Annotated in this window: 18 protein-coding genes; all 18 read left to right on the top strand. The window is 45.4% G+C overall.

Annotated elements, in window-relative coordinates:
• Window positions 1-33 precede the first annotated feature (33 nt).
• Entirely contained in the window at window positions 34-1,878 is a 1,845-nt protein-coding gene (locus MKY73_RS07420; RefSeq protein WP_339306605.1) for a serine/threonine protein phosphatase, read from the top strand.
• Window positions 1,878-3,170 (top strand): normocyte-binding protein, encoded by a 1,293-nt coding sequence (locus MKY73_RS07425; protein ID WP_339306606.1) that lies wholly within the window; start codon window positions 1,878-1,880, stop codon window positions 3,168-3,170. The genes MKY73_RS07420 and MKY73_RS07425 overlap by 1 nt, the downstream gene beginning before the upstream one ends.
• Window positions 3,171-3,177: 7 nt before the next feature.
• Window positions 3,178-3,867, top strand: coding sequence for an iron-dependent peroxidase (locus MKY73_RS07430; protein WP_339306607.1), 690 nt, complete (start codon window positions 3,178-3,180; stop codon window positions 3,865-3,867).
• A 32-nt stretch (window positions 3,868-3,899) separates the two neighbouring features.
• Complete coding sequence (locus MKY73_RS07435; RefSeq protein WP_339306609.1) at window positions 3,900-6,551, top strand: molecular chaperone; 2,652 nt, start codon at window positions 3,900-3,902, stop codon at window positions 6,549-6,551.
• A gap of 31 nt (window positions 6,552-6,582) precedes the next feature.
• Window positions 6,583-7,356 (top strand): DNA and RNA helicase, encoded by a 774-nt coding sequence (locus MKY73_RS07440; protein ID WP_339306611.1) that lies wholly within the window; start codon window positions 6,583-6,585, stop codon window positions 7,354-7,356.
• The gene (locus MKY73_RS07445; protein ID WP_339306613.1) at window positions 7,346-8,023 is read left to right on the top strand and encodes a hypothetical protein; all 678 of its coding nucleotides are present in this window, start codon (window positions 7,346-7,348) and stop codon (window positions 8,021-8,023) included. The genes MKY73_RS07440 and MKY73_RS07445 overlap by 11 nt, the downstream gene beginning before the upstream one ends.
• 21 nt (window positions 8,024-8,044) lie before the next feature.
• Entirely contained in the window at window positions 8,045-9,460 is a 1,416-nt protein-coding gene (locus tag MKY73_RS07450; RefSeq protein ID WP_127545060.1) for a phage baseplate assembly protein V, read from the top strand.
• A gap of 36 nt (window positions 9,461-9,496) precedes the next feature.
• Window positions 9,497-10,603, top strand: coding sequence for a pentapeptide repeat-containing protein (locus MKY73_RS07455; RefSeq protein WP_339306615.1), 1,107 nt, complete (start codon window positions 9,497-9,499; stop codon window positions 10,601-10,603).
• Window positions 10,603-11,157, top strand: a complete 555-nt coding sequence (locus MKY73_RS07460; RefSeq protein ID WP_339306617.1) for a hypothetical protein — start codon at window positions 10,603-10,605, stop codon at window positions 11,155-11,157. Before MKY73_RS07455 ends, MKY73_RS07460 begins: the two co-directional genes overlap by 1 nt.
• A complete protein-coding gene (locus tag MKY73_RS07465) occupies window positions 11,135-11,569 on the top strand; it encodes a DUF4280 domain-containing protein (RefSeq protein WP_339308519.1) in 435 nt (144 codons plus the stop codon). The genes MKY73_RS07460 and MKY73_RS07465 overlap by 23 nt, the downstream gene beginning before the upstream one ends.
• Before the next feature lie 2 nt (window positions 11,570-11,571).
• On the top strand, window positions 11,572-14,898 hold the full coding sequence (locus MKY73_RS07470) for an HNH endonuclease (protein ID WP_339306619.1): 3,327 nt from the start codon (window positions 11,572-11,574) through the stop codon (window positions 14,896-14,898).
• A 2-nt stretch (window positions 14,899-14,900) separates the two neighbouring features.
• Window positions 14,901-15,329, top strand: coding sequence for an SMI1/KNR4 family protein (locus MKY73_RS07475; RefSeq protein WP_127545071.1), 429 nt, complete (start codon window positions 14,901-14,903; stop codon window positions 15,327-15,329).
• Between the two features lie 706 nt (window positions 15,330-16,035).
• Window positions 16,036-16,839, top strand: coding sequence for a DNA/RNA non-specific endonuclease (locus MKY73_RS07480; RefSeq protein WP_339306620.1), 804 nt, complete (start codon window positions 16,036-16,038; stop codon window positions 16,837-16,839).
• Window positions 16,840-16,850: 11 nt separating this feature from the next.
• The gene (locus tag MKY73_RS07485; RefSeq protein WP_339308521.1) at window positions 16,851-17,339 is read left to right on the top strand and encodes an immunity protein YezG family protein; all 489 of its coding nucleotides are present in this window, start codon (window positions 16,851-16,853) and stop codon (window positions 17,337-17,339) included.
• 336 nt (window positions 17,340-17,675) lie between these two features.
• A complete protein-coding gene (locus MKY73_RS07490; RefSeq protein ID WP_339306622.1) occupies window positions 17,676-18,146 on the top strand; it encodes an SMI1/KNR4 family protein in 471 nt (156 codons plus the stop codon).
• A 165-nt stretch (window positions 18,147-18,311) separates the two neighbouring features.
• A complete protein-coding gene (locus MKY73_RS07495; RefSeq protein WP_339306624.1) occupies window positions 18,312-18,893 on the top strand; it encodes a hypothetical protein in 582 nt (193 codons plus the stop codon).
• 36 nt (window positions 18,894-18,929) lie between these two features.
• A complete protein-coding gene (locus MKY73_RS07500; RefSeq protein WP_339306626.1) occupies window positions 18,930-19,832 on the top strand; it encodes a nucleotidyl transferase AbiEii/AbiGii toxin family protein in 903 nt (300 codons plus the stop codon).
• 168 nt (window positions 19,833-20,000) lie between these two features.
• The gene (imm48, locus tag MKY73_RS07505; protein WP_339306628.1) at window positions 20,001-20,438 is read left to right on the top strand and encodes an Imm48 family immunity protein; all 438 of its coding nucleotides are present in this window, start codon (window positions 20,001-20,003) and stop codon (window positions 20,436-20,438) included.
• The last annotated feature ends 4 nt before the right edge of the window (window positions 20,439-20,442 follow it).

A 20,442-nucleotide genomic window follows, 5' to 3' on the forward strand; every position in this document is an offset into this window, starting at 1 on the left:
GGCAACGCACAGGGAAGGGAAATGGGGAGACGGATGAGGAAGGAGAACAGTGAATTCAAGACGGCCTTTGTCTCGGAAGCGGGATCTTTCCTGAAAAATCGGGATTTCTACGGCTGCGTTGAGCTGGAAGATTGGGCCTGTTATGTCATTGCAGATGGTTTGGATACGGATACGGAAGTGAATAGCGCACAGATCACAGTGCAGACCATTCTGGAATCCTTTTTGGAAAAACCAACCATGTCCAAACGTAGACTAACAGAGTATATCAAGATTGCACATGAGTGGCTTCAGTATGAAAGCCGCCGAGTCAGACTCAAAGCGGGATTTGTCATTGTTGTGACAGATTATACACGTATGGTGTGGGCATCTGCCGGACACAGTCGGTTGTATCATTTTCGTGGAAATCGACTTGCATTAAAAAGCAAGGATCACAGCGTTGCTGCTCAGCTGGCAGCCGAAGGGCAGATTGCAGAGGATCGTGTGGATCAGCATGATGAACGCGGTAATCTGAATGAATATGCCGGCAAACCTGGCATGATCAGACCGTATGTATCGGATAAGATCAAGCTGGCCGATGGCGATGTGCTTGTGCTTTGCACCCCTGGATTATGGGAAGGTGTTCAGGATGCCGAGATGATCGATGCGGTTGAAGGTGCCAATGACCCGCAGACGCTGGCGGATACGCTTGAAGAAGTGATGCTTAGCAAGCAGCGTGCCCGTATCGAGAATTATAGTGCGGCAGCCATATATGTGAACAAGATTTTTCATGAAGAGCCCAAGAACCGTAAGAAATGGATTAAGCGGATTGCCATCATGCTGGTTATGCTCCTGATTTTTGGTGGAGCCGGCATATTCTACGCGGTGAAAAGTGCAGCCAAAAAAGCTGAATTGGCCGTAGATATGCTGCAATATGAACAGACCGCAGACCAGTACGTCAAGGAACAAGAGTATGCCAAGGCAGTCTCGGACTACAGCCTGGCGCGCAATAATTCCATCAAAATCAAGGACCCGATACATAAAAAGCTGTTGACTGCGAAGATGGCTGCTGCCCAGACGCTGGTTGATGGGGAAGCTCACCTGAAAGAAGGCGACATTACCAAAGCAACCGCGAGTTACACCAAAGCATTGGAGTTGTCTGAATCCTATAGCATGTTCAACCGGGAAGTTATTCAGGAGCGTCTGGAGCAGATGACCACCTTCCAGCAAGTGCAAGACTGGATCACCGAAGGTGATCTGAAACTCCAGAACGGAGATTACAGTGGAGCGATCATTTTGTATAAAAGGGCCAGAACAGCCGCGACGGAGACAGCTTACAAGGATGCGCTGAAGGAAATTGCTACGCAACTGGAGACGGCCGAGACCAAACGTGCAGATATCAAACGGCAATCCCGGCAGCTTCAAGCAGATACGCTGGAACAGAAGGGTGACCGCTTCAATGAAGCTGGAGACTATAGTGGAGCCATTGATGCTTATGCTTCGGCACAAGAAATTTATCAGGAGATCGATATGTTGGAACGCGTGCTGGCCATGGAGCGGAAAATAAACAAGCTGGATGAGAAATTGAACCCACCTGTACCGGCGGCTGATCTTACGCAGGATACGGCAGGATTAGATACAGCAAATACATCGGGTATAACCTCGGATATGACTGGGAGTACAGGAAGTGTGAGCACAGGGAATACATTGGGGGATGGTTCTTCCACTGGTAATGGCACCTCGGCTGGAAATGGCAATGCGGATGCTTCTGGCTCAGGTGCTTCTTCTGGAAAAACGACAAGTAATGCTAGCAGTAATTCAGCCTCCAAGGCTGACGGAAGCACCGACACTACGGAGGCTGATGTGAACGAACAGGAGTCATCGGAAGGAGGAGATTCATAATGAAAGACATGATTCGTGACCGTCTTAACAAGATGGAGGATCTGGAACAACGCCGCATGCTCAAAGATCTCATGACAGGCGTTTTTCTTAATCTTGTGGAGTATCAGGAGACGCTGAACAAACAGATTGAGCAACGAGTTTTCGATGAGGTATTGCCGCAGGAGGAACGTCATGATGTATATGTCACATTATGCGCGCGGGAAGATCTGGACCCCATTCATGAATTTCTGTACCCGATCATTCCTGAGGATGCTGAACCACAGACCGTATATTTAAGTGAGGCTTCAGAGGCACTGACGCGTAAGGAAGAGATGAAATTATTCACGTTCTACATGGAATGTGGGCAACAGGAACTCCAATCTCTTCTGAACAGTAATCGGACATTTCGCGGGGAGATAGTAACCAATGAAGGCAGACATGCTATAACGGTTCGGTTGAAATCAAGTACAGCGTATATCTCCAAAGTTGATGAATTGTACCGGGTCTTTCGTAAAAACAGCCTGCCATGGAAATCGATTAATGCACCTTATATTTTCAAATTTGTTGATTGTGTTCTAGTGGGTTCGGATGACGGAGAGGCATGGGACAAACAACATACGGTCAAGGAACTTTCCATCCATCTGGAGGAGTTTGAGTCTTATAAAAGAACCAATATGATTCCGCTGTGGAACATCCAGAAGATTGATATGAAAACGGGTGGATTCCCTGTTCCGGCTTCGGACCGAATCAATTATGAACATGTGTTGCCACTCCGTAAAACCGGAACGGAACACGGATATCTGGTCGATGGAGACGAATCGCATATTCGGTATATCAAAAGATCGGAAGAAGATATCACGATCGTATCTCCGCTGGAAAAATCTGATTCATGGACGGTGCTGAAAATAGCTGGTCCTGTCGCAACCCGCATTGGCAGAATGGACTATCCGCTGTTTTCCAACAACAAACGGGAAGGGTTTGCTGGTAAATATGCGCGTCAGGAAGGGCGTTCTGTGCGGTCCAAAGGGGAGATTGCCCGCATGGTTCACGCTTTTCAGGCAGCAGAGGGTTTGGAACTGGAAGATGTACAAGTGGTGGCGCCAGGACCCGCTTTGGGAGTCACGTACCCACTTAATGCATTTGTTAGCGACCATGTCCGTGTTGAGACAGATAAACATCGAATGATTTTAAGGTTCAGCAGACACGGGAAGCAGCCGGGACAGGCTATTTTTCTGGATGATCTGCTGAGCTTTCTGGTATCCGAAATCCAGCTGGCTTTCCCCGAATACTGCTGCGAAGGGGAATGGGTGTGAGTACAGCATGAATTACATCTGGGACCTGATTATACGAGCCAAACGTAATGGAACCGATCTGCGCGACGTAACCTTTGTGCCAGCACGTGTATATTCGCCTTATATGGAACTTAGTCAGACAAACCTGAATGCTTCAGGCGTGGAAGGCACGGTTGAAGTCAATCCGTATTATCGCTTCTTTGATATTTTCCGGGACCTCTTCAATATCAATAATGAAGAGCAGGTGGAGTTGCGGGAAGCACTCTTTGATCTGGTTATTCATTTTCTGGCGGATATGGATCTGATGCAGGGTATGAACAAGAGAGAGTATTATATTCGCTTCATTCTGAAGGATATGCATTCGGGTGTGTACGGGGATCGGGTTCGGCGGCGACTGGAGCTGTTCGGACAGGAGGAGCAGGAAGTGATCGCCTGCAATATGCTCCGTTTGTATGATACGGGAGAGGCGGTTCATCTGCTGAGGGATACCCTTGTTCGAATGTTCCCGCGTTCAACCCTTTATGCCAATTGTGAGGAAAAGGATGAATTGCTTTTGTATATTGGTCAGGTAGAACGTACGGAAGCGAAGGAGAAGCTGGAACTGATTCTTGAACTCTTTCTGCCGGTTCGTTTCGACACGGAAATATACTGGGGGCATCATTTTGGCATTCTGGATGTGGACTATACGATGATACAGGACGGGATTGCCCTATATTAAGCAGCACCAGCAGTTGTAAGGAGGAAGTATAGATGAACGGCTATTCATACCGATTGTATCCTGACGCCACGAGCAGGGAACGTTCCAGAGGAACCATGCGTTATACGCGCGAAGAATTGATGGACATGACCACATTCCAATTACGGAACATTTGTTACAAGGAACGGTTAATCGAGGGTTTGGGGCCTCGGACGGAGCGGGAAGAACTGATTCGGATTATTTTAAAATTTCTGGGAGCGGACGATGTATTGTGGATCAATCAGTCTGTTGAAGGTGGATTCGAGCGGATACAAAAGGCTATTTCTCGTCATATGACGGCGCCCATGAGCAGTGATGGAGGCATTAGTGTACCTGCGCGACTGATTCTGTATGAAGGATTGAACGTGGACAAGCTGGATCGATATGTGGTCACAGCACCGGGTGGTTTAACCGAATCCAACGTACTTTTAGTCAATGAGAGCATGGAGCTGTGTGGCATCTTCAACCTGGTTAAGGACGACTCTGTATCGGGAACCTTTTATTTGACGGCAGGAAGTGGGTCGACCTGGAAGAGATCGGGCAACAGACAGTACAGTCTCCTCTTTTTCCGTAAACGCGACTCGGAGTACCTATATCAGACCTATTATTCCAGCAGACCGCTTCCACCCGTTCATATTCAATATACCCAAATCCCACTGGCAGATCTGGACATCCGGGAGCTTGAACCTACAGAAGCAGTGCTTGCAATTGATTTTGGCACCTCCAATACGACGGCAGGCGCCTATTTGCATAACGGTTATATTCAGGCGCCGAGCAGCCAGGATTTGCTGAATGGACGAGTCCGTATGGATGCCATCAACTACGTTTCTTTTCCCGATCCTACATACAAAGATACGGATTGGATCGAGGTCTTGCCTACGGCTATTGGGGTGGCGGAGTGTTCGGATCCAGCGAACATTCGTTACGAGTTCGGCTATGAAGCGCTGCGAAGTATGCGTCGGGGAGGGTACAGCAGCCGGGCGAGTGTCTTTCGCAGCATGAAGCGATGGGTGAACAATTACAACAAAATGGAAGAAATCGTCGATGTTCATGGCAATGCGGCCATCGTTTCTCGTATGGATCTGCTGCGTGCGTACATGAATTACATCATCCGAACTGCAGAGCATCAGTTCAAGTGCAAGTTTCGCCATGTGCATTTTACGAGTCCCGTGAAGATGAAAACACAGTTTTTGCAGATGTTCGGCGAGATGCTTCCGGATTATCGGATTGAGCAGACGTATGCGCTGGATGAGGGGATGGCTGTGCTCTATAACACCCTTGCTGACGGGATGGAACGTGGTGCTTTCATGGAAGGGCAGACGTATCATGCGCTCGTGATTGATTGTGGCGGTGGAACGACGGATTTATCTTCCTGTGCCTTTACGATCGAGGATGGACATATGGCGTACAAGCTCGATATCCATACCACCTACGAAAATGGGGATACGAACTTCGGAGGTCACAACATTACCTATCGTATTATGCAATTCATGAAAATTGTATTCGCCGACTACTATAGCGGACGCCGTCAGGTGACGGATATTGATAGCCTGATTGAGGCACCTGGTGCGGATGTGTTCCGTCAGGTGGACGAAGAGGGTGTGAGGTCCGTTTATCAGAAGCTGGAGCAGCGATATGATGAGGCAGAACACATCATCCCTACCGCGTTTGCGCGCCGAGAGAATCGTTCACGGGACGAGTATTTGCGGGTAAGAGGCAACTTCTACTTTCTGTGGGAAATCGCAGAAGAGATGAAGCAGCAATTTTTCCGCAAAACCGGCATCTTGCGTAACCGATTCCACTCGGAGATGGAGGGAGACGGGGACAGTGATCTGCAGATCACCACCATGGAGCGTTGGTTCCTCTCGGTAGAACGGAATGGGGAGTTGAAGGATGAATATGAGTTCCCCGACGTGGTGTTCAATATCAAGGAAATTACCCAGCTGATTAAGGCCGATATCTATGAGGTGGTTCGCAAGTTTTTGGATGATTTCTATCGTCAGGGACGGATGAACCAGTACTCGATTATCAAGTTGACAGGTCAGTCCTGCCGCATTGATGTATTTCGGGAAGCATTGAAAGAGTTCGTTCCAGGCAGAAGCATTGAGTTTCGGCAAAAACCTGCGGAAGGGCGTGTGCCTGATCTTAAACTTGCCTGCCTTCGAGGGGCGATTCGTTATCTAAGTGCCCGCAAAACGGGAAGCGTTCAAGCCGACATCACGCATGATGCCGCTGTAATTCCGTATACCGTAAGTGCCTACACGCATAATGGACGTGAAAAAATGCTGATCAGCAGTCTGGATCGGAGTGATGGCATTCCGGGTAGCATTTCCCGTCCATTCGAGACGGCAGAAGTGGAGTTGTATCTTAGCGGAAGCGATGGCCAGCTGAGACAGAAGTTCGTGTATGTCAACCGCCCGGACTTCTATAAAGAGGTACTTTATGAAGACATTCGGGATCGATACGGAGATAAAATTCCGCAGGATGATACGGATTCCATCGTGAATGGAGAGACGAAGTTTTTTGTATTTCCGGATGATCGTCATTGGGGCTTCCATGTGTTGCCTGTAGCTCGCAGAAATGAACGGCTGTATCTGGGATCTCAGAAGCTGCTTCCGTTTGAAACAGACTTGTCGGAACTGGACTTCTTTGACGGAATGAAGTGAGGATCACGAGCAGAAAGGAGGAACACCGCTCATGTTCACATATTCGTATCCGCATTTTAACAAGGGAAGAATTCTGAAAACATCCATGTTGGAGGGACTACGCGATTTTCCCAGAGACTTCATCGAACTGTACTATCGCGGTTATGCAGATGGCATTCTTGCAGGTGTAGAGGTAGAAGTGTTCCCGGACAAGTTGGTCGTTACCCCTGGGATGGTGCTGCATAATGGTAGGCTTTATATGCTGACAGAGCCTATGGAACTGGCATACCAAGCTACGGGACGGGTCAATGTGCTGAAGCTTCGGTTTACCGCGGAGGAGACCGTGAGTGACATGACGATAAGTCATTCGGAACTGCTCTTGGATGAAGAGACAACGTGTACATCGAGTGAGTTGGAGCTGGCTCGATTCAAGCCGAAGGAAGGGGCGCGGCTGCGGCGGGACTATCAGACCTTTGCCGACTTGGCAACGGAGTTCAATACGCTGCATGTCATTCATGTTCCTTATGCAGCCGAGGGGGCAAGCACCTTATCCCCTGTTGTCATGAAGGACTATGCCGAGAGGTTGCTTCGAACGGGGACCTCTGATTCCCAGGATCTGGTCTTCGCCATGATGTGTCTCAATGAAGGAACGGTTGCACGTAGCGTCATTTTGCATCACATTGCCAGTCGATTAGGACTGGAGTACAGAGAATACGATAATGCGCAGATTCACCGATATCTGGATCGCATACTCGCGAATGCAGGTCGGGGAACGGGACGTTCGGGTATGCCGGTGGGCGGACCACATCGTATGATTGTGGATTGATTCAGCACAAGGAAAGGAAGTTGTTTTTCATATGGAATATCTCGATCGCAAAGTAATTCCCATATTATATAACCATCGTGAAAATGAAGAGAATGATCAAAACAGTGAAATAGAAAAGGTGGTTAAATTAGCACATAAATCCCAGGCTATTGATTCAACAGAGCTGCCTGCGAGGCTCCGTATTGGAAAGGAAAGCGTATTTCTAAAACGAACTGAGCTGTACGATAGTAGGGTAGCCATATCCCTTCCACGTTCATTGCGTTTAATTTCAGAGAAGGAAGCGAGCATGAAGTATCCTTCGTCTCATCGGCCGGAATGGATATATACCAATGATTCAGGGACAGTCAATTTTACGTTCAACAGGCTGGAGCATCGAATTTCGGAAGAGGAGCTGACTTCCTTTACTGAAACGATGGCCAATGTCATTCGTGGAACGCAGCCTATCAGACAATGGGAGAAACATGGCGTTCGAATTACTGAAACGGGACAGTTCACGGGCTACTGTCAGTTTTCCGTTCAGGGGTTGAATAATCAGATATATAACCATATCGGTTTTTCGATTTTAGACCAGTCAGTTCTTGTTTACGGATTTAATTGCACGGATGAAGAAAAGCGCGATTGGCTGGAGCCTGGCGAGACGATTCTAAATTCACTTGCGATCCATTGAAGTTGAAAGGAGATGAGAAACATGAGTTTGACTTATGAGAATCTGATTATTGAACCATATGAACTGGTGCATTTGCAAGAACTGACGATCCGGAAAAAAATGAATGAGCACACTCGGCTCGTGTTTAAGGGCATGGTGTCTGAGGAATGGAAGGATCGCTATGTCGATGTTACGGATAAGGATACCCCAATTGAAGTGTGGCAAAAAGATGAGGATGGCAATAAGAAGCCTCTGTTCAAAGGCATTCCACTATCTGTTGAAGTGCAGGTTGTCAGAGGTGTATACACGCTCCACGTGGAGGCCATCTCACATACATACCGGATGGACATTACAAAACGAACGCGTACATTTCAAAATGTCAAAATGAAGTTACCCGATTTGTTAAAGGAACTGGATCAGGATTATCCGGGGCTGGACGTGATTGATGAGGGAACAGGGGGGGCCAAGATCGGGAAGGTTGCCGTGCAATATCAAGAAACGGATTGGGCATTTCTCAGGAGACTTGCTTCTCGCTTTCACACCAGCTTGATGCCGGCCGCTCAGTTTGACAGCCCCAAATTTTATTTTGGCGTCTTTGAGCACGGCAACTCAATCGATCTGGACAATACACGTTATACAATCCGCAAAAACATGGCACCATTCATGTACTTTACCGAAAACGATACGTTAAAGGTCAACGAATCAGATTTCATTATATATGAAATCGAGACAGATCAGGTGATGGAGCTTGGACATCATATTACCTTCCGAGGCAGAAGCCTATATGTGACTGAGGCATATACCGAGCTTGTGGGAGGAATAGTGAAGCACCAATATGTACTTAGCCTTCATAGAGGACTAAGACAAAAGACATATTACAATTCGATAATTGCCGGAAGCTCATTACTTGGTCGCATCCTTTCAGTGCATGGTGGTCATGTAAGAGTTCAGCTGGACTGTGATGAAAAACAGGAGGAAGAGGAAGCGTTGTGGCTGTTGTATCAGTCGCCATACATCGCAGAGGGCCAGACAGGTTGGTATGTCATGCCTGAAGTGGGTGATCCGGTGGCCGTATATTTTCCAACGCAAAACGAAGAAGAGGCCTATGCGACAGGAGCACCCCGTCTGGATAATAAGGTAACTGGAACGAACCAATTAAACAAACCGGATCATAAAATTTTCCGTACGCCTTATGGCAAAGAAATCAGACTGACCCCAGATTCCATCTCCATTAGCAGCAAAGAGGGCGAGGTGTTCATACGTCTCAGCGGGGATGAGGGCATTCAGATTATCGGAAGCCAGCAGATTCGGATGTCTGCTGGGGGCAATATCTCGCTCAAAGCCGGGAAGAAAATAACGTTATCTGCCGATTCACAATTGTTGCTGGAAGGCGGGGGAGGAACATTCAAATTGGATGGACAAGCAAAAATGAGTGGATCAGAAGTGAAAGCCAACTAGTATAGGGTGACGTATGGGCAGGAGGGATAATTTCCAATGGATCGCAAGGAATCTATATTACATTTTTATACCCATCAGGTGAAACCTGCGCGGGCCAAACTTATGGATGATTTGCAGCATACGCTGCATACAAGGTATACGGAATTGACAGCTGAGCTCCTAAGTCATTTCAGGTTGATGATTCAGGAAGTCAGCGACGCCCAAAAGCTTGGGGCGAAAGGGCCGATCGCTTACATTCAATATTCTATGTTGCGAACAGAACTTCTTGGAGGGGCGATGAATGTCCTGGTCGAAGCATATGATGCTTCATGGTTGTTGGATCGAACACCCATCCGTTCATTCTATTCTTCCCACTGGGCCTATGAGTGTCTTGAACGGATGCTCAATGGATTAAGAGAAGAACTTCCTCACTATCAAGGAACCGTTACAGTGGTAGAACTGGACCGCATCATGCTACAGGAAGCGGCGTTGGTGAATCGGTATCTTGTACATTTTATACGCCGTAGCTGTAGCGCGCTGGAGGACTTCGAATGGAACTCCCTTATGGATCTGGAACAGATATTCGAAGTACGTGTAGGAGAATACCTGGATGCTAGTGAGTGCGTATTTCGTCTTGATCGAAGGAATAGGAGCATTGAGGAGATTGGTGAAGCATTGGAAGAAAGTGATGGTCTGGAGGTCATGTACGCGCATTTTCAGGGACTGGATATGAGCGAAATGGAATGCAGCGATCTGGATTTTCGTTACAGCCGTTTTGATCGTATCGATATGCATTCTACCGATTTTCAACGCTGTATCTTGATAGGGACACGTTGGCGCAATTGTAGTCTGGAGAATACCGATTTCACCGGAAGCATTCTATATGGGGCAGATTTCAGCGGGTGTTCTCTGGAAAGAGCTGTTTTCAGGGAGATCATAGGGGAGGTAGGACATCCGGAAGGACTCGCTCAAGGCCCAGAATACGATGCGCTTAACTTCGAGAATTCAAACCTTTCAGGTGCTGACTTCCGAGGGGCACACCTTCGTGGAGCCATATTCCGTGGAGCCAATCTAACAGATACGTTATGGGAGGGTGCTGATGTGGAGGGTGCGATTTTTGACGATGCCGAGAGGAGGCGAGGGTTATCCGATACTTTCGTCTAATGGCCGATCCCAGATGGATACACCGCGTAGAGACTGAGCCTGTTGGTGAACTGCAACGCAGGACCTGGAATCAGGCTTTTCATGATTCGGGCAGTGAGCATACAGCCATTAACCTTTATGTGCGAAGCGGATTCCATGTGGATTATACGGATTATTTGGAACAGCCGGTTCCCTTGGTTTCAGATCAATTGCTTGAAACACTTATTTTGTATTGTCCTCAGCTCAAACGAAGGGCTACCGTATTAACGGACAAGGAGCGAATGACCCAAGAGACGTATTGGGCCATTCACCCTCCTGCACTGGCAAACGTATTATCTCCTCATACCCGTCGGCGCATGGATGGAAGTCTGGAGCGGATCGTACTGAAGCGAGATTTCCCGGAGGTACCCCTGTTCCAATTGATGGAGCTGCGCGAAACCGTGATCATTGTCAATCTAGCGTTGTCGGAGAGCATTCTGCGGCGAGATGTGGCAGGAGTACAATTCATTCCGTTGGACTTGGAACAAACGAAATTAGAAGGGAGAGGTTATGATGGTGCGAAGTCAAGATCATGATGCCCAGATTCATACGGCTGGAGAAGCCTCTAAAAGCTATGTCGTTGCAGGAGCAATACTTAAATGCAATTGCGGGACGCAGCGTACACGATTGAAGATACCATTCAGTCATGGCGTATATATCAAGGGGAAGGCGAAGATGACTGTCGAGGATTATATTCCAGGTATTCATATTGGATCATTCGGTAACTGTTCCAATCCAGCTAATCCAGCAGTAGCGGCAAGCACGATGGTTGACATCTATGGGGTTAAGAAAGCGCCTTGTGTTCCCGTGCTGACCATGCCTTGGCTTCATGGAAAGGGAGATACCAAGGTGGAAGGGAAAGCTGCACTACTCAGTCACTGTACGCACAAGTGTCTGTATGGCGGAGATATCGTCATAGAGAATGACGGACAGCAATTGGACTTTTGACGATGAGTGAAATTACGGAAAAAAAACTCGACCAGATCGGCTATGAGCAAATACGTCTATATTGGCCTTATCGTGCACAGTGGCTAGAAGGCGTGCAAATTACCCGCCAAGTGAACGAGCATGCGAAACTCTACGTCAGCGGTATAATTCCGGAAGAGGATGGGCCGAGCATTCTTCAAGTTCAGGCTGAAGGGGAATCTATCGTACTCAGACAAGTCGATGAAAATGGTAGATCAGTGAGGAGACTCTTCCATGGCGTAATGACATCGCTCTCGGTTCATTTGTCGGGAGGGGTCTATCGATTCGAACTTGAAGCCTTGTCCAACTCCTATCAAATGGATATGCGAATTGAGGAACGAGCCTTTCAAAACAGAGGGTGGACGTTCAAAGAACTAATTCAATTCATTATGAATTCTTACCGCTATTCGGATGTCATGGATCAGGTTACAGGAAATACCTCATTGAGCGGACTTGTATTACAATATAAAGAGACCGATTGGATGTTCCTACGCAGGCTTGCCTCGCGATTCGGTACAGTGCTGGTCCCCGAAATCACAGCGGCATCACCCAAATTGTATATCGGTTTGCCCGCAGGTAAGTTGTGGAAATGGCCAGAAGACCAACCTTATCAGGTTCGTAAGGAGCTGGCCGGAATTGATTGGCTTAGTTCCGGAATGGAAGATCGATATATCATTCAGGGTCCCAAGGGATCGCAAGGCGTATTGCAATATACGGTGGAAAGTGTCGAGACCTATGCGTTGGGAGACAAGGTCGAACTTCCGGATGGCAGAGAGCTAACCGTGGTGTATGCCCATTCGCGACTGGAATCCGGGTTGCTCATGACGACATACCGCATGGTACTCGAAGACCACATTCATGTACCTAGATGCAACCTATCGGACCTGATTGGGTTATCGCTGTACGGTGAGGTGGTCCGCGTGATTCATGACCACATTCAGATCAAATTGCCAATGGACGAGGGCCCGATGACGCAAGGTTCCGCCTGCCCCTATCCGGTCGCGCCAGTTTATGCTGCGGAAGGGCATAGCGGATTATACATGATGCCGGAGATCGGGGATCAGGTGGAATTATATTTTCCAAGTAGTCTGGAATCCGGAGCGTACATTCGTCATTCCATCTCTGAGGGTAAACGTTCCACTAACGGAGGGACAGACCATAAAGTCTGGGGGCATCCTGCCGGGAGCTCTATCGGGATGTCGCCTGAGGAGGTTACACTGCAATCTGGATCCGGGTTGACGGTTACCTTGAATGATCAGGGGATCGTACTGAATACTCCAGGCAATCTGTCCATTCAAGGCAACAATATCCTGCTTGCGGCCGGACAGATCGAAGCCACAGCACCAGAAGCGATTTGGCTGCTTGGCGGGGGTGGTAGCTTCATTTTGGACGGGGAGGCCAACGTACGAGCAGGTCTATTGCAACAGGAGGGCAGCAACAAAGCGCCTGTTCATGTGGCGGACCTGCCTCCGGAGCCGGAGCCACCGCTGATGCCGATTGAGGAGTACGAAGCGGCTCAGGCCGCAGCAGCCGCAGAGGCTGCTGCAGTGACGCAGGCATCAACGACGAACGCGAAAGATGGATCGTTGGCTGGAGCAGCGTTGGCCATCACTGCTATGATTCCGATCCTGGGAGCTCTAGGGGGTATTGCTGCCCAGACAGCCATCGGCGTAGGTATTGCTGCCGTTGCCACGGGTCTCATCGCGAGCGTGCCGAAGTTAGGCTCCTTCAAGCCTTCGGCTCTGAATTTACTGGACCGATTTACGAATGGTTTTGCTGAGATCCAACAGCAGGAGAACGAAGCGAAATGGACGATGCTGGGTAAAATGCTGACGGCCGCCAAAGAGCTGACTACAGCGACTTCCCCCATTGATTTACTCAAGAAATTGCATCAGCAGCATCAGGAAATTAGTGCCACATACTATGATATTCCAGCTTATATTCGAGAGAAATGGACGAAACAACAGGCGGATCAGGAACTGAAAAGTTCGCTGGATTATTACAATAAAGTGATGGAAAACCCGGAGGAATACGATATTCTTTTTGTAGGGCCTCATTTTGCGAATATTACCTTCGATATTGGCAGGCCTCATATCACGGTAGAGGAACTAGGGAGTTATGATTATTGGAAGGCACAAGGGCTAAGTGTTGAGGAGATTAAGTATCTATCATGGAGGCTAAAGGCCCCCATGAGCGATGAAGCCTTTGCTGAACTATGGGATGGATATTATCAATATGATGCGACGCTGAAAGGCCTGGATACTCAAATTAATTTTAAGGGCAAGGGAGGTTCGGCAGGCGGTTCTGTAGGCCTGAGACGGTCCATCCCGCAGGCAAGTGGAACAACGACGCCCCAAGTGAACACGAGCCCGTCTTCGTCCATCGTGCCCAAAGTGAAGACATTTGTCCGGAAGTATTGGGAAGACAGTCAGAAGATGGGGATCGTGTCTGGTGGAGGAAGTCATTGGAGCAATAATAAGACGAACAAAACGGGTGAGACTGTTTCGGGGAATGGAAAGACAGCAAACAGTGGGGGAGGATCAACCTCTAAGTCTGTAGAGAACCCGTCGAAGTCGAAAACAAGTTCGGGTAGTTCACCTTCTTCGAAAAAGAATGAAGGAAATTCAACGACAACATCGAAACCAAGTACGACATCAAAGACGAAACCAGAAAAAAATGAAACGCCGAATGAAGTGAATACGTGGAAGCCATCTCCATCTAAGAAAAAGGACGGCGGTAAACCGCAAGCCGATAAGAAACCGCCTAAATCATCCGAACCGGAGAAACCGCAGGAGAATCCGAATACAAACAAACCGAAGGAGAGTTCGAAAGGTACTGAGGGAACGGGGAAAGGTAAGAAGTTAGAACTGTCGGATTTTACTAAAGAAATAATGGAAACTAAACCGATGAATTCACCTGTTCCACATAAATGGTATAATAAGGGTGGTTACATCTCAATAGATAAGAATGGAACTTGGACATATACTAATAAGAAAGGGCAGTCTGTGAGTTATCCAGATGGCTACCCCGACTTTTCAGAGTATTATCATCCTACTGTTAAACCAGTAACAATTGAAGTAACTGTGCCTAAAAATCCACAAGAAGACTTTAAAAAAGCAAATTTAGAAGCAAAGCTTAATAAGGATTCTGATCCACCCGTGCCAGCAAGTAATAAACCTCCTGAGGGTTATACATGGCATCATCATGAAGATGGAAAGACGATGATCCTTGTCGATGAAGATATTCATAGGGAGTTTAGACATATCGGTGGTCAGTCTACAGTCAATGGAAAAAATAAAAAAGGAGAATAGTTATGGCGAATATGGATCGAGGAAACGAGAAAATAACTATAAATGAAATTAATGAATTTGAAGGTAAGTATGATCTTAAGCTTCCTGAGCAGTATGTTGATTTTTTGCTTAAATATAATGGCGGGTATCCTCAAGAATCTACATTTAAAATTTCTGATGAAGAGGGTGAAAGTGTTGTAAATAAATTTTATGGGATCGGTGATATGAAGGGGAATCTGTCTAAGGTATTTGAGGTTTTAGATGGTGAGCTGCCTGAGGGATTTATTTCGATTGCTAGTGATCCAGGGGGGAACGAGATCTGTATTGGAACTAGTGAGAAATACTTAGGAAAAGTATACCTTTGGATGCATGACATGGAGTCAAATAAAGAAATGGATAATATGTTCTTATTAAATAACAGTTTTAATGAATTTTTTGATAAGTTATATTAAAGGCTAGCATTGCCCGTAATAAGACACTTAGTATGAACTTATTTACAAGCCCAACAACAAAATCGTACAATACAACCAACAAACCAAACACAAAATGATTCAAACACTGGATAAACTTTCAAAAGCTCTTTCCCACTTGGACCTTTAGTAGGAATGAGCTTTTTTGCATGCCGAAAATAAAGTAGCTTGATCATAAATCGCTGGTTGATCTCGATATGCCATTGTGGTAATGCTCAATGAAAAAAGCTGTTACAAAACACTTTAAACTTACTATTTATATAATAAGAATGTTGACAGGAATCGCCCCTGTCCGCTTTAGTTCGGTCGGTAAGTAAGCTGATATAATGGGTGCCAATTGGAAGCCTGATTGCTACATTTTTCATTATCCTGTTTAAGATTACAACTTAGGGGACGGGAAATGATGGTTCAAATGTAAGTTAGGGTAAAGTATTTCTTACTAGACTGCTTGATCCGAAAAAGGAGGCGCATATTCTTGATAGAGTAGGGGAATTAAGAAGCAAGCTTTCTAATAGGCTTAAAGATGAGCTTAATTTTGCATATCCCGTAGTAGACATAACAGGAATAGACAAAAAGGAGTTTTATGCACATAGTAGTTTGAATAGAGATAACAAGGCAAAAGACTATGCTGATTTCTCGTTAAAGCCACCTAAACCAAAGTATGAGGCCACTTTTGCACTAGATAGGGGTGGAAATACAAGAAAAAGAGATAACACCTTCTTCGAAAACGAATGAACCTAATGTACCGACAACGCCGAAAAATAGCACGACATCGAAGACGAAACCAGAAAAAAATGTAACGCCGAATGAAGTGAATACGTGGAAGCCAGCTCCATCTAAGAAAAAGGACAAAGGTAAACCGCAAGCCGATATGAAACCACCTAAATCATCCGAACCGGAGAAACCAGAGGAGAATCCTAAAACAAACAAAACGAAGGATAATCCGGAAGGCACTGAGGGGACGGGACAAGCTGTTAAACCGGCACCAGTAGTCTATGAAACAGTTAAGTATGGTGATCATTTTACAAGAAAGAATAGAAAAAAAGTTTTAAAACCAAATATAGAATACACATCACCAGATGGTTATACTTATCGTACGGACAGTCAAGGGCGTATTATTGAATGTGAAGGAGCACTTGTGCTTGGCAAAGGGGACCGTAGTGAGTATGCCCAAAGGACGGTAGGGAAAGGACAAGGTAGGTTACCTGATGACGATGGTGGACACTTGATAGGGGCGCAGTTTAAAAGACCAAAGGATATCGATAACCTAGTCCCACAGAATAGTCAAATTAATAGAAGTGGCGGGAAATGGTATGAAATGGAGTCTAAATGGGCGGATGCGTTGAGAGAGATACCTCCGAAAAAAGTTACTGTAAAAATTGAACCAGTTTATTCAGGTACTTCAATAAGACCAGATTCCTTTGAAGTAACTTATCAAATTGAAGGAAATAGGCCAGTACAAAAAACTATTAAAAATCAAGCTGGAGGTTGATTTCGTTGAGCATGGAAAAAGAGATGAATCAAATATATAATCAAATAGCTGAAACAGTTAATGAAATGATCCCGGAAGAATGGGAAAAATTTTATTACTATGCACAAATTTCTGAAACCGGGGGCGGGACATACTTTTTTTATAACACACCTGAGGATGTGGAAAATTTTAAGTATAGTTTAGAAATCCCTCTTTATTATCATGATTATAAAGATCAATATAAAATCAAAGGCAGAGTTCTATTTGAACTGAGTGAAAAACTAAGAAAGAATTTTATAGATAATGAACAAGAACCTTGGTATTCCTTCACATTATCTATTGATAGGAATGGGAAATTCAAGATTCATTATGATTATACAAATTGGTTTGATACGAAATATAGTTTTGATGACCAGCTACTTATTTGGGAATATAAATATTTGGGTAACATACCAGAGGATGAAAAAAGCAGAAAACTAATAGATAGGTATCTAGAAGAGTATCCCGATAATCCAATATAAACCCATTAAAATGAGTGGGAGTATGAGCTTTAAAGTTACTGTCAAATGAGTCAGGTAATTGACCCATATGATTTAACTCATGTAATAAAAGTCTGAAGATTTCTCCATTCCAGATTATAAGAAAGTTAAATGCTCTAATTTTATATTCTGAAATCTACTTTTTAGTTACATTAAACAGGTTGATTATGGTCTGATACCACCGTAATTGACCTGTTTTATTATTATGTTCGCTTGGAGTTAGTACCTTTTGGTATACATAATTCCATAAATCATAAGGGTGGGAGAGCTCCAGTTGGTTGGGCGCATGCTAAAAGATAACAATAAGGAGTGAAAGAAATGAAAGTGGATGTTAATACAATTGTTTTTCCATTGCCAAACAATGAATTACTAGAAGTAGTTGAGCTAAGTTTGAGAGTTTCATTTCCTGAAACTTATAAGAATTTTATTAAGGGAAATAATGGAGCTGTGCCAATCACGAATAAGTTTAGTTATAATCAGCGTGAATATATAATTGAGAAATTTCTTTGTATATTGAATGACAGTGAGTCTGATCCTATTAATGGATGGTATGACATTGAAGTTATTATTACACAAATAGGTGATAGATTAACTGATAATGAAGATTTAGTGGGAATGAATGTAGTTCCTATTGCAGCGCTTTTTTTAGGAGATTTTATTTGTTTGGATTTTAGAGAAACAGAAGAGCCTACTGTAGTTATTTGGTTTCATGAAGAGTCGGAGGAGTTTTCACCTGTGACACAAAAAGTGGCGCCCAATATATTAGATTTTTTTGGATTGCTAAGTTAATAAGGTTGTTATAGTTCATGTTAACGCGAGACCCAGTTGTCAGTAAAACTTATAGAAGATCTGTGGAATATTCAAGTTAAGCGATGTGCGTGGAGAATTAACAGAAGATGAAAAGAAATAATTATATAACGACCCTGACATAAACCAGTAAAAGGAAGTGACCCAATGGAATTTGAATATCATGTAACCATGAGTGATCTGAAGCAGAATGAGAAGGAAACCTTTATCAACATCTGTAATGAAGAGAACGTGAAGCCCGTGTTGATCGTCTTGGACCAAGGTGAATATATTAATCAACCGATGATCACTGGCATTGTACATAGCGCAGATTATGAAGAAGTGAAGAACATTATTGAAGAGGTTACCGCGAAGTTTCGGGATAACGGATTCACAGTTGTTCGGACGAAGGTAGAAATTCCGGCAAAGGAAGAAGCGTATTTTGATCAGCCGATGCTGGCACAGTCTAAGCCTTATTTTGAATGGCACGGTAAAGTATATGTTGATGATGTGGGCACGTTGAAGCAGTTGTGTGCCGACTCAGTCGGACATATCTCACGGAACTCGCTGAATGCGGATGGGAAGGTGAGATTTGTAACTGTCCGGGAATATGAAAGTGCAGAACATTTTTATCATGGAGTGGGAGAAATTCATGACATTTTGCAAATGAACAAGATCGAACTGTTAAAACAGCAATATGAACTGTGCATCTATGACAGCCGGGAAGAACTGGATCGTGGATGGATCTAATCAGAAGTTGAGTACGATGAATGGAGGAGGAGAACGATGTCCGGAAAAAGTGTACAATTACATAGCTTGAATGAGGATGAGAGATTCATTGTTGTGTTGGAAGCTCTATTGAAGCGTGCCTCTCTGGTGAATAGTCCATTTGTATTAAAAGGAAGCTTACTGACAAGACAGTATTTGGAGAATCCCAATGTTCGTTATGTGGACGACATCGACTTTCTGTATACAGGTCGAATTGAGACTGAGGATCAGGCCAATGAAATATTTACAGACTGGATGATCCGAGTAACGGAGATGGATCTGAATGACGGTATCGTATTCCGAAGCTTTCGGGAGAATGCCTTCTGGCGCAGAATAGACTATGCGATGGCGGATGATTTCCCTACGGTGAACACGGAACTTGCCTTTTATATTGATAGTGAACCAAGGAGCGAAAATGTGTATGAAGATGACGATGAGCTACATCTGGATATATCCTTTAACCTCGACTTGGACGAGAAGTCTGTTGCTCTATCGTACCAACCCCTGGCTGGAGAAGCTTTTGTCGTTCCTCACACCGTACCACTCTCCATTCAAATTGCATGGAAACTGCATCAAACGATAGTGAGGCCACGGTTCAAAGATCTGTACGATTTGCAGCATCTGTTGTCTAACCCGTCCTACGATCAGCAGGCGCTAAAAGAGACATTACAGACCCTGGTCAACGAGTGCAGTATGGACCCGGCTATTACGAGAGCGGATATGAAAAAGGTGCTAGTTGACGATCTGCATGATGTATATTCGAGGTTTAATTACGATTATGACCTGCAGTATTATGCCGGAAGCCGTAGTCCTGAAGTCTATTTTATGGAGTTTGTTTCGGAGCTGCGCCAAACGATGAACCACGCCGGGATTAACAATGACGCATATGAACAGTTACCAAACTGCTCTACGCATAAATAGAGATTTTAAGCGGAGCTAATAGCTTTCTGTCAGAAAGCTGCTTCGGAAGCATTCACTTCGCCTTTTATGCACAAATGAATTTGAAAGGAACACCCTACCTCCGATACAATGTTCTCATAGAGTCTGAGAGTATGGATTAAATACGATGCAGAAATGGAGAACATCAATATGACTGAATTTATCAACGCTGGCGATATTAATGACGTAATTCTGGCTGCGGCGGCAAACGAGCTGGAGCAGATGGTGGACAGAATGTGTGAACTGATTGGCACCCCTTTGGAACAAACGAGTGAACTGGAACGTCAGGTGATGGCTGCTTTTGGTTTTGGCGCAGTATATGGCATCACTCATCGGGATCAGCTGGCGGAGCCACAGGCTCATGCCTTGAGCATTCGGATGTTGATCAAACCGTTTAATTATAGTGAGCAGCAGGCTGTTGATTTTGCGGATGATCTGATCCGGGTGGCTTCCGATCGTGAGGTTCATCCGGTGATGAATACCATTATCCAACGTGGAATTGATGGACACCGCCAGTTCAATCAGGAAGACGAGGAAGGATTACAACGTAACATTCAGGAGATTTTAACTGCGGTGCAATCGCAGTAATATA

Source organism: Paenibacillus sp. FSL R5-0519 (genome assembly GCF_037974275.1).
In the GTDB taxonomy this organism is placed as follows: Bacteria; Bacillota; Bacilli; order Paenibacillales; family Paenibacillaceae; genus Paenibacillus.

Bases quoted from the DNA above. Each gene is read 5' to 3' on its own strand.
- MKY73_RS07435 (WP_339306609.1), top strand. From the start codon at position 3,900: ATGAACGGCTATTCATACCGATTGTATCCTGACGCCACGAGCAGGGAA.
- MKY73_RS07470 (WP_339306619.1), top strand. From the start codon at position 11,572: ATGAGTGAAATTACGGAAAAAAAACTCGACCAGATCGGCTATGAGCAA.
- MKY73_RS07420 (WP_339306605.1), top strand. From the start codon at position 34: ATGAGGAAGGAGAACAGTGAATTCAAGACGGCCTTTGTCTCGGAAGCG.
- MKY73_RS07430 (WP_339306607.1), top strand. From the start codon at position 3,178: ATGAATTACATCTGGGACCTGATTATACGAGCCAAACGTAATGGAACC.
- MKY73_RS07475 (WP_127545071.1), top strand. From the start codon at position 14,901: ATGGCGAATATGGATCGAGGAAACGAGAAAATAACTATAAATGAAATT.
- MKY73_RS07455 (WP_339306615.1), top strand. From the start codon at position 9,497: ATGGATCGCAAGGAATCTATATTACATTTTTATACCCATCAGGTGAAA.
- MKY73_RS07450 (WP_127545060.1), top strand. From the start codon at position 8,045: ATGAGTTTGACTTATGAGAATCTGATTATTGAACCATATGAACTGGTG.
- MKY73_RS07465 (WP_339308519.1), top strand. From the start codon at position 11,135: ATGGTGCGAAGTCAAGATCATGATGCCCAGATTCATACGGCTGGAGAA.
- MKY73_RS07485 (WP_339308521.1), top strand. From the start codon at position 16,851: ATGGAAAAAGAGATGAATCAAATATATAATCAAATAGCTGAAACAGTT.
- MKY73_RS07500 (WP_339306626.1), top strand. From the start codon at position 18,930: ATGTCCGGAAAAAGTGTACAATTACATAGCTTGAATGAGGATGAGAGA.
- imm48 (WP_339306628.1), top strand. From the start codon at position 20,001: ATGACTGAATTTATCAACGCTGGCGATATTAATGACGTAATTCTGGCT.
- MKY73_RS07440 (WP_339306611.1), top strand. From the start codon at position 6,583: ATGTTCACATATTCGTATCCGCATTTTAACAAGGGAAGAATTCTGAAA.
- MKY73_RS07425 (WP_339306606.1), top strand. From the start codon at position 1,878: ATGAAAGACATGATTCGTGACCGTCTTAACAAGATGGAGGATCTGGAA.
- MKY73_RS07495 (WP_339306624.1), top strand. From the start codon at position 18,312: ATGGAATTTGAATATCATGTAACCATGAGTGATCTGAAGCAGAATGAG.
- MKY73_RS07460 (WP_339306617.1), top strand. From the start codon at position 10,603: ATGGCCGATCCCAGATGGATACACCGCGTAGAGACTGAGCCTGTTGGT.
- MKY73_RS07490 (WP_339306622.1), top strand. From the start codon at position 17,676: ATGAAAGTGGATGTTAATACAATTGTTTTTCCATTGCCAAACAATGAA.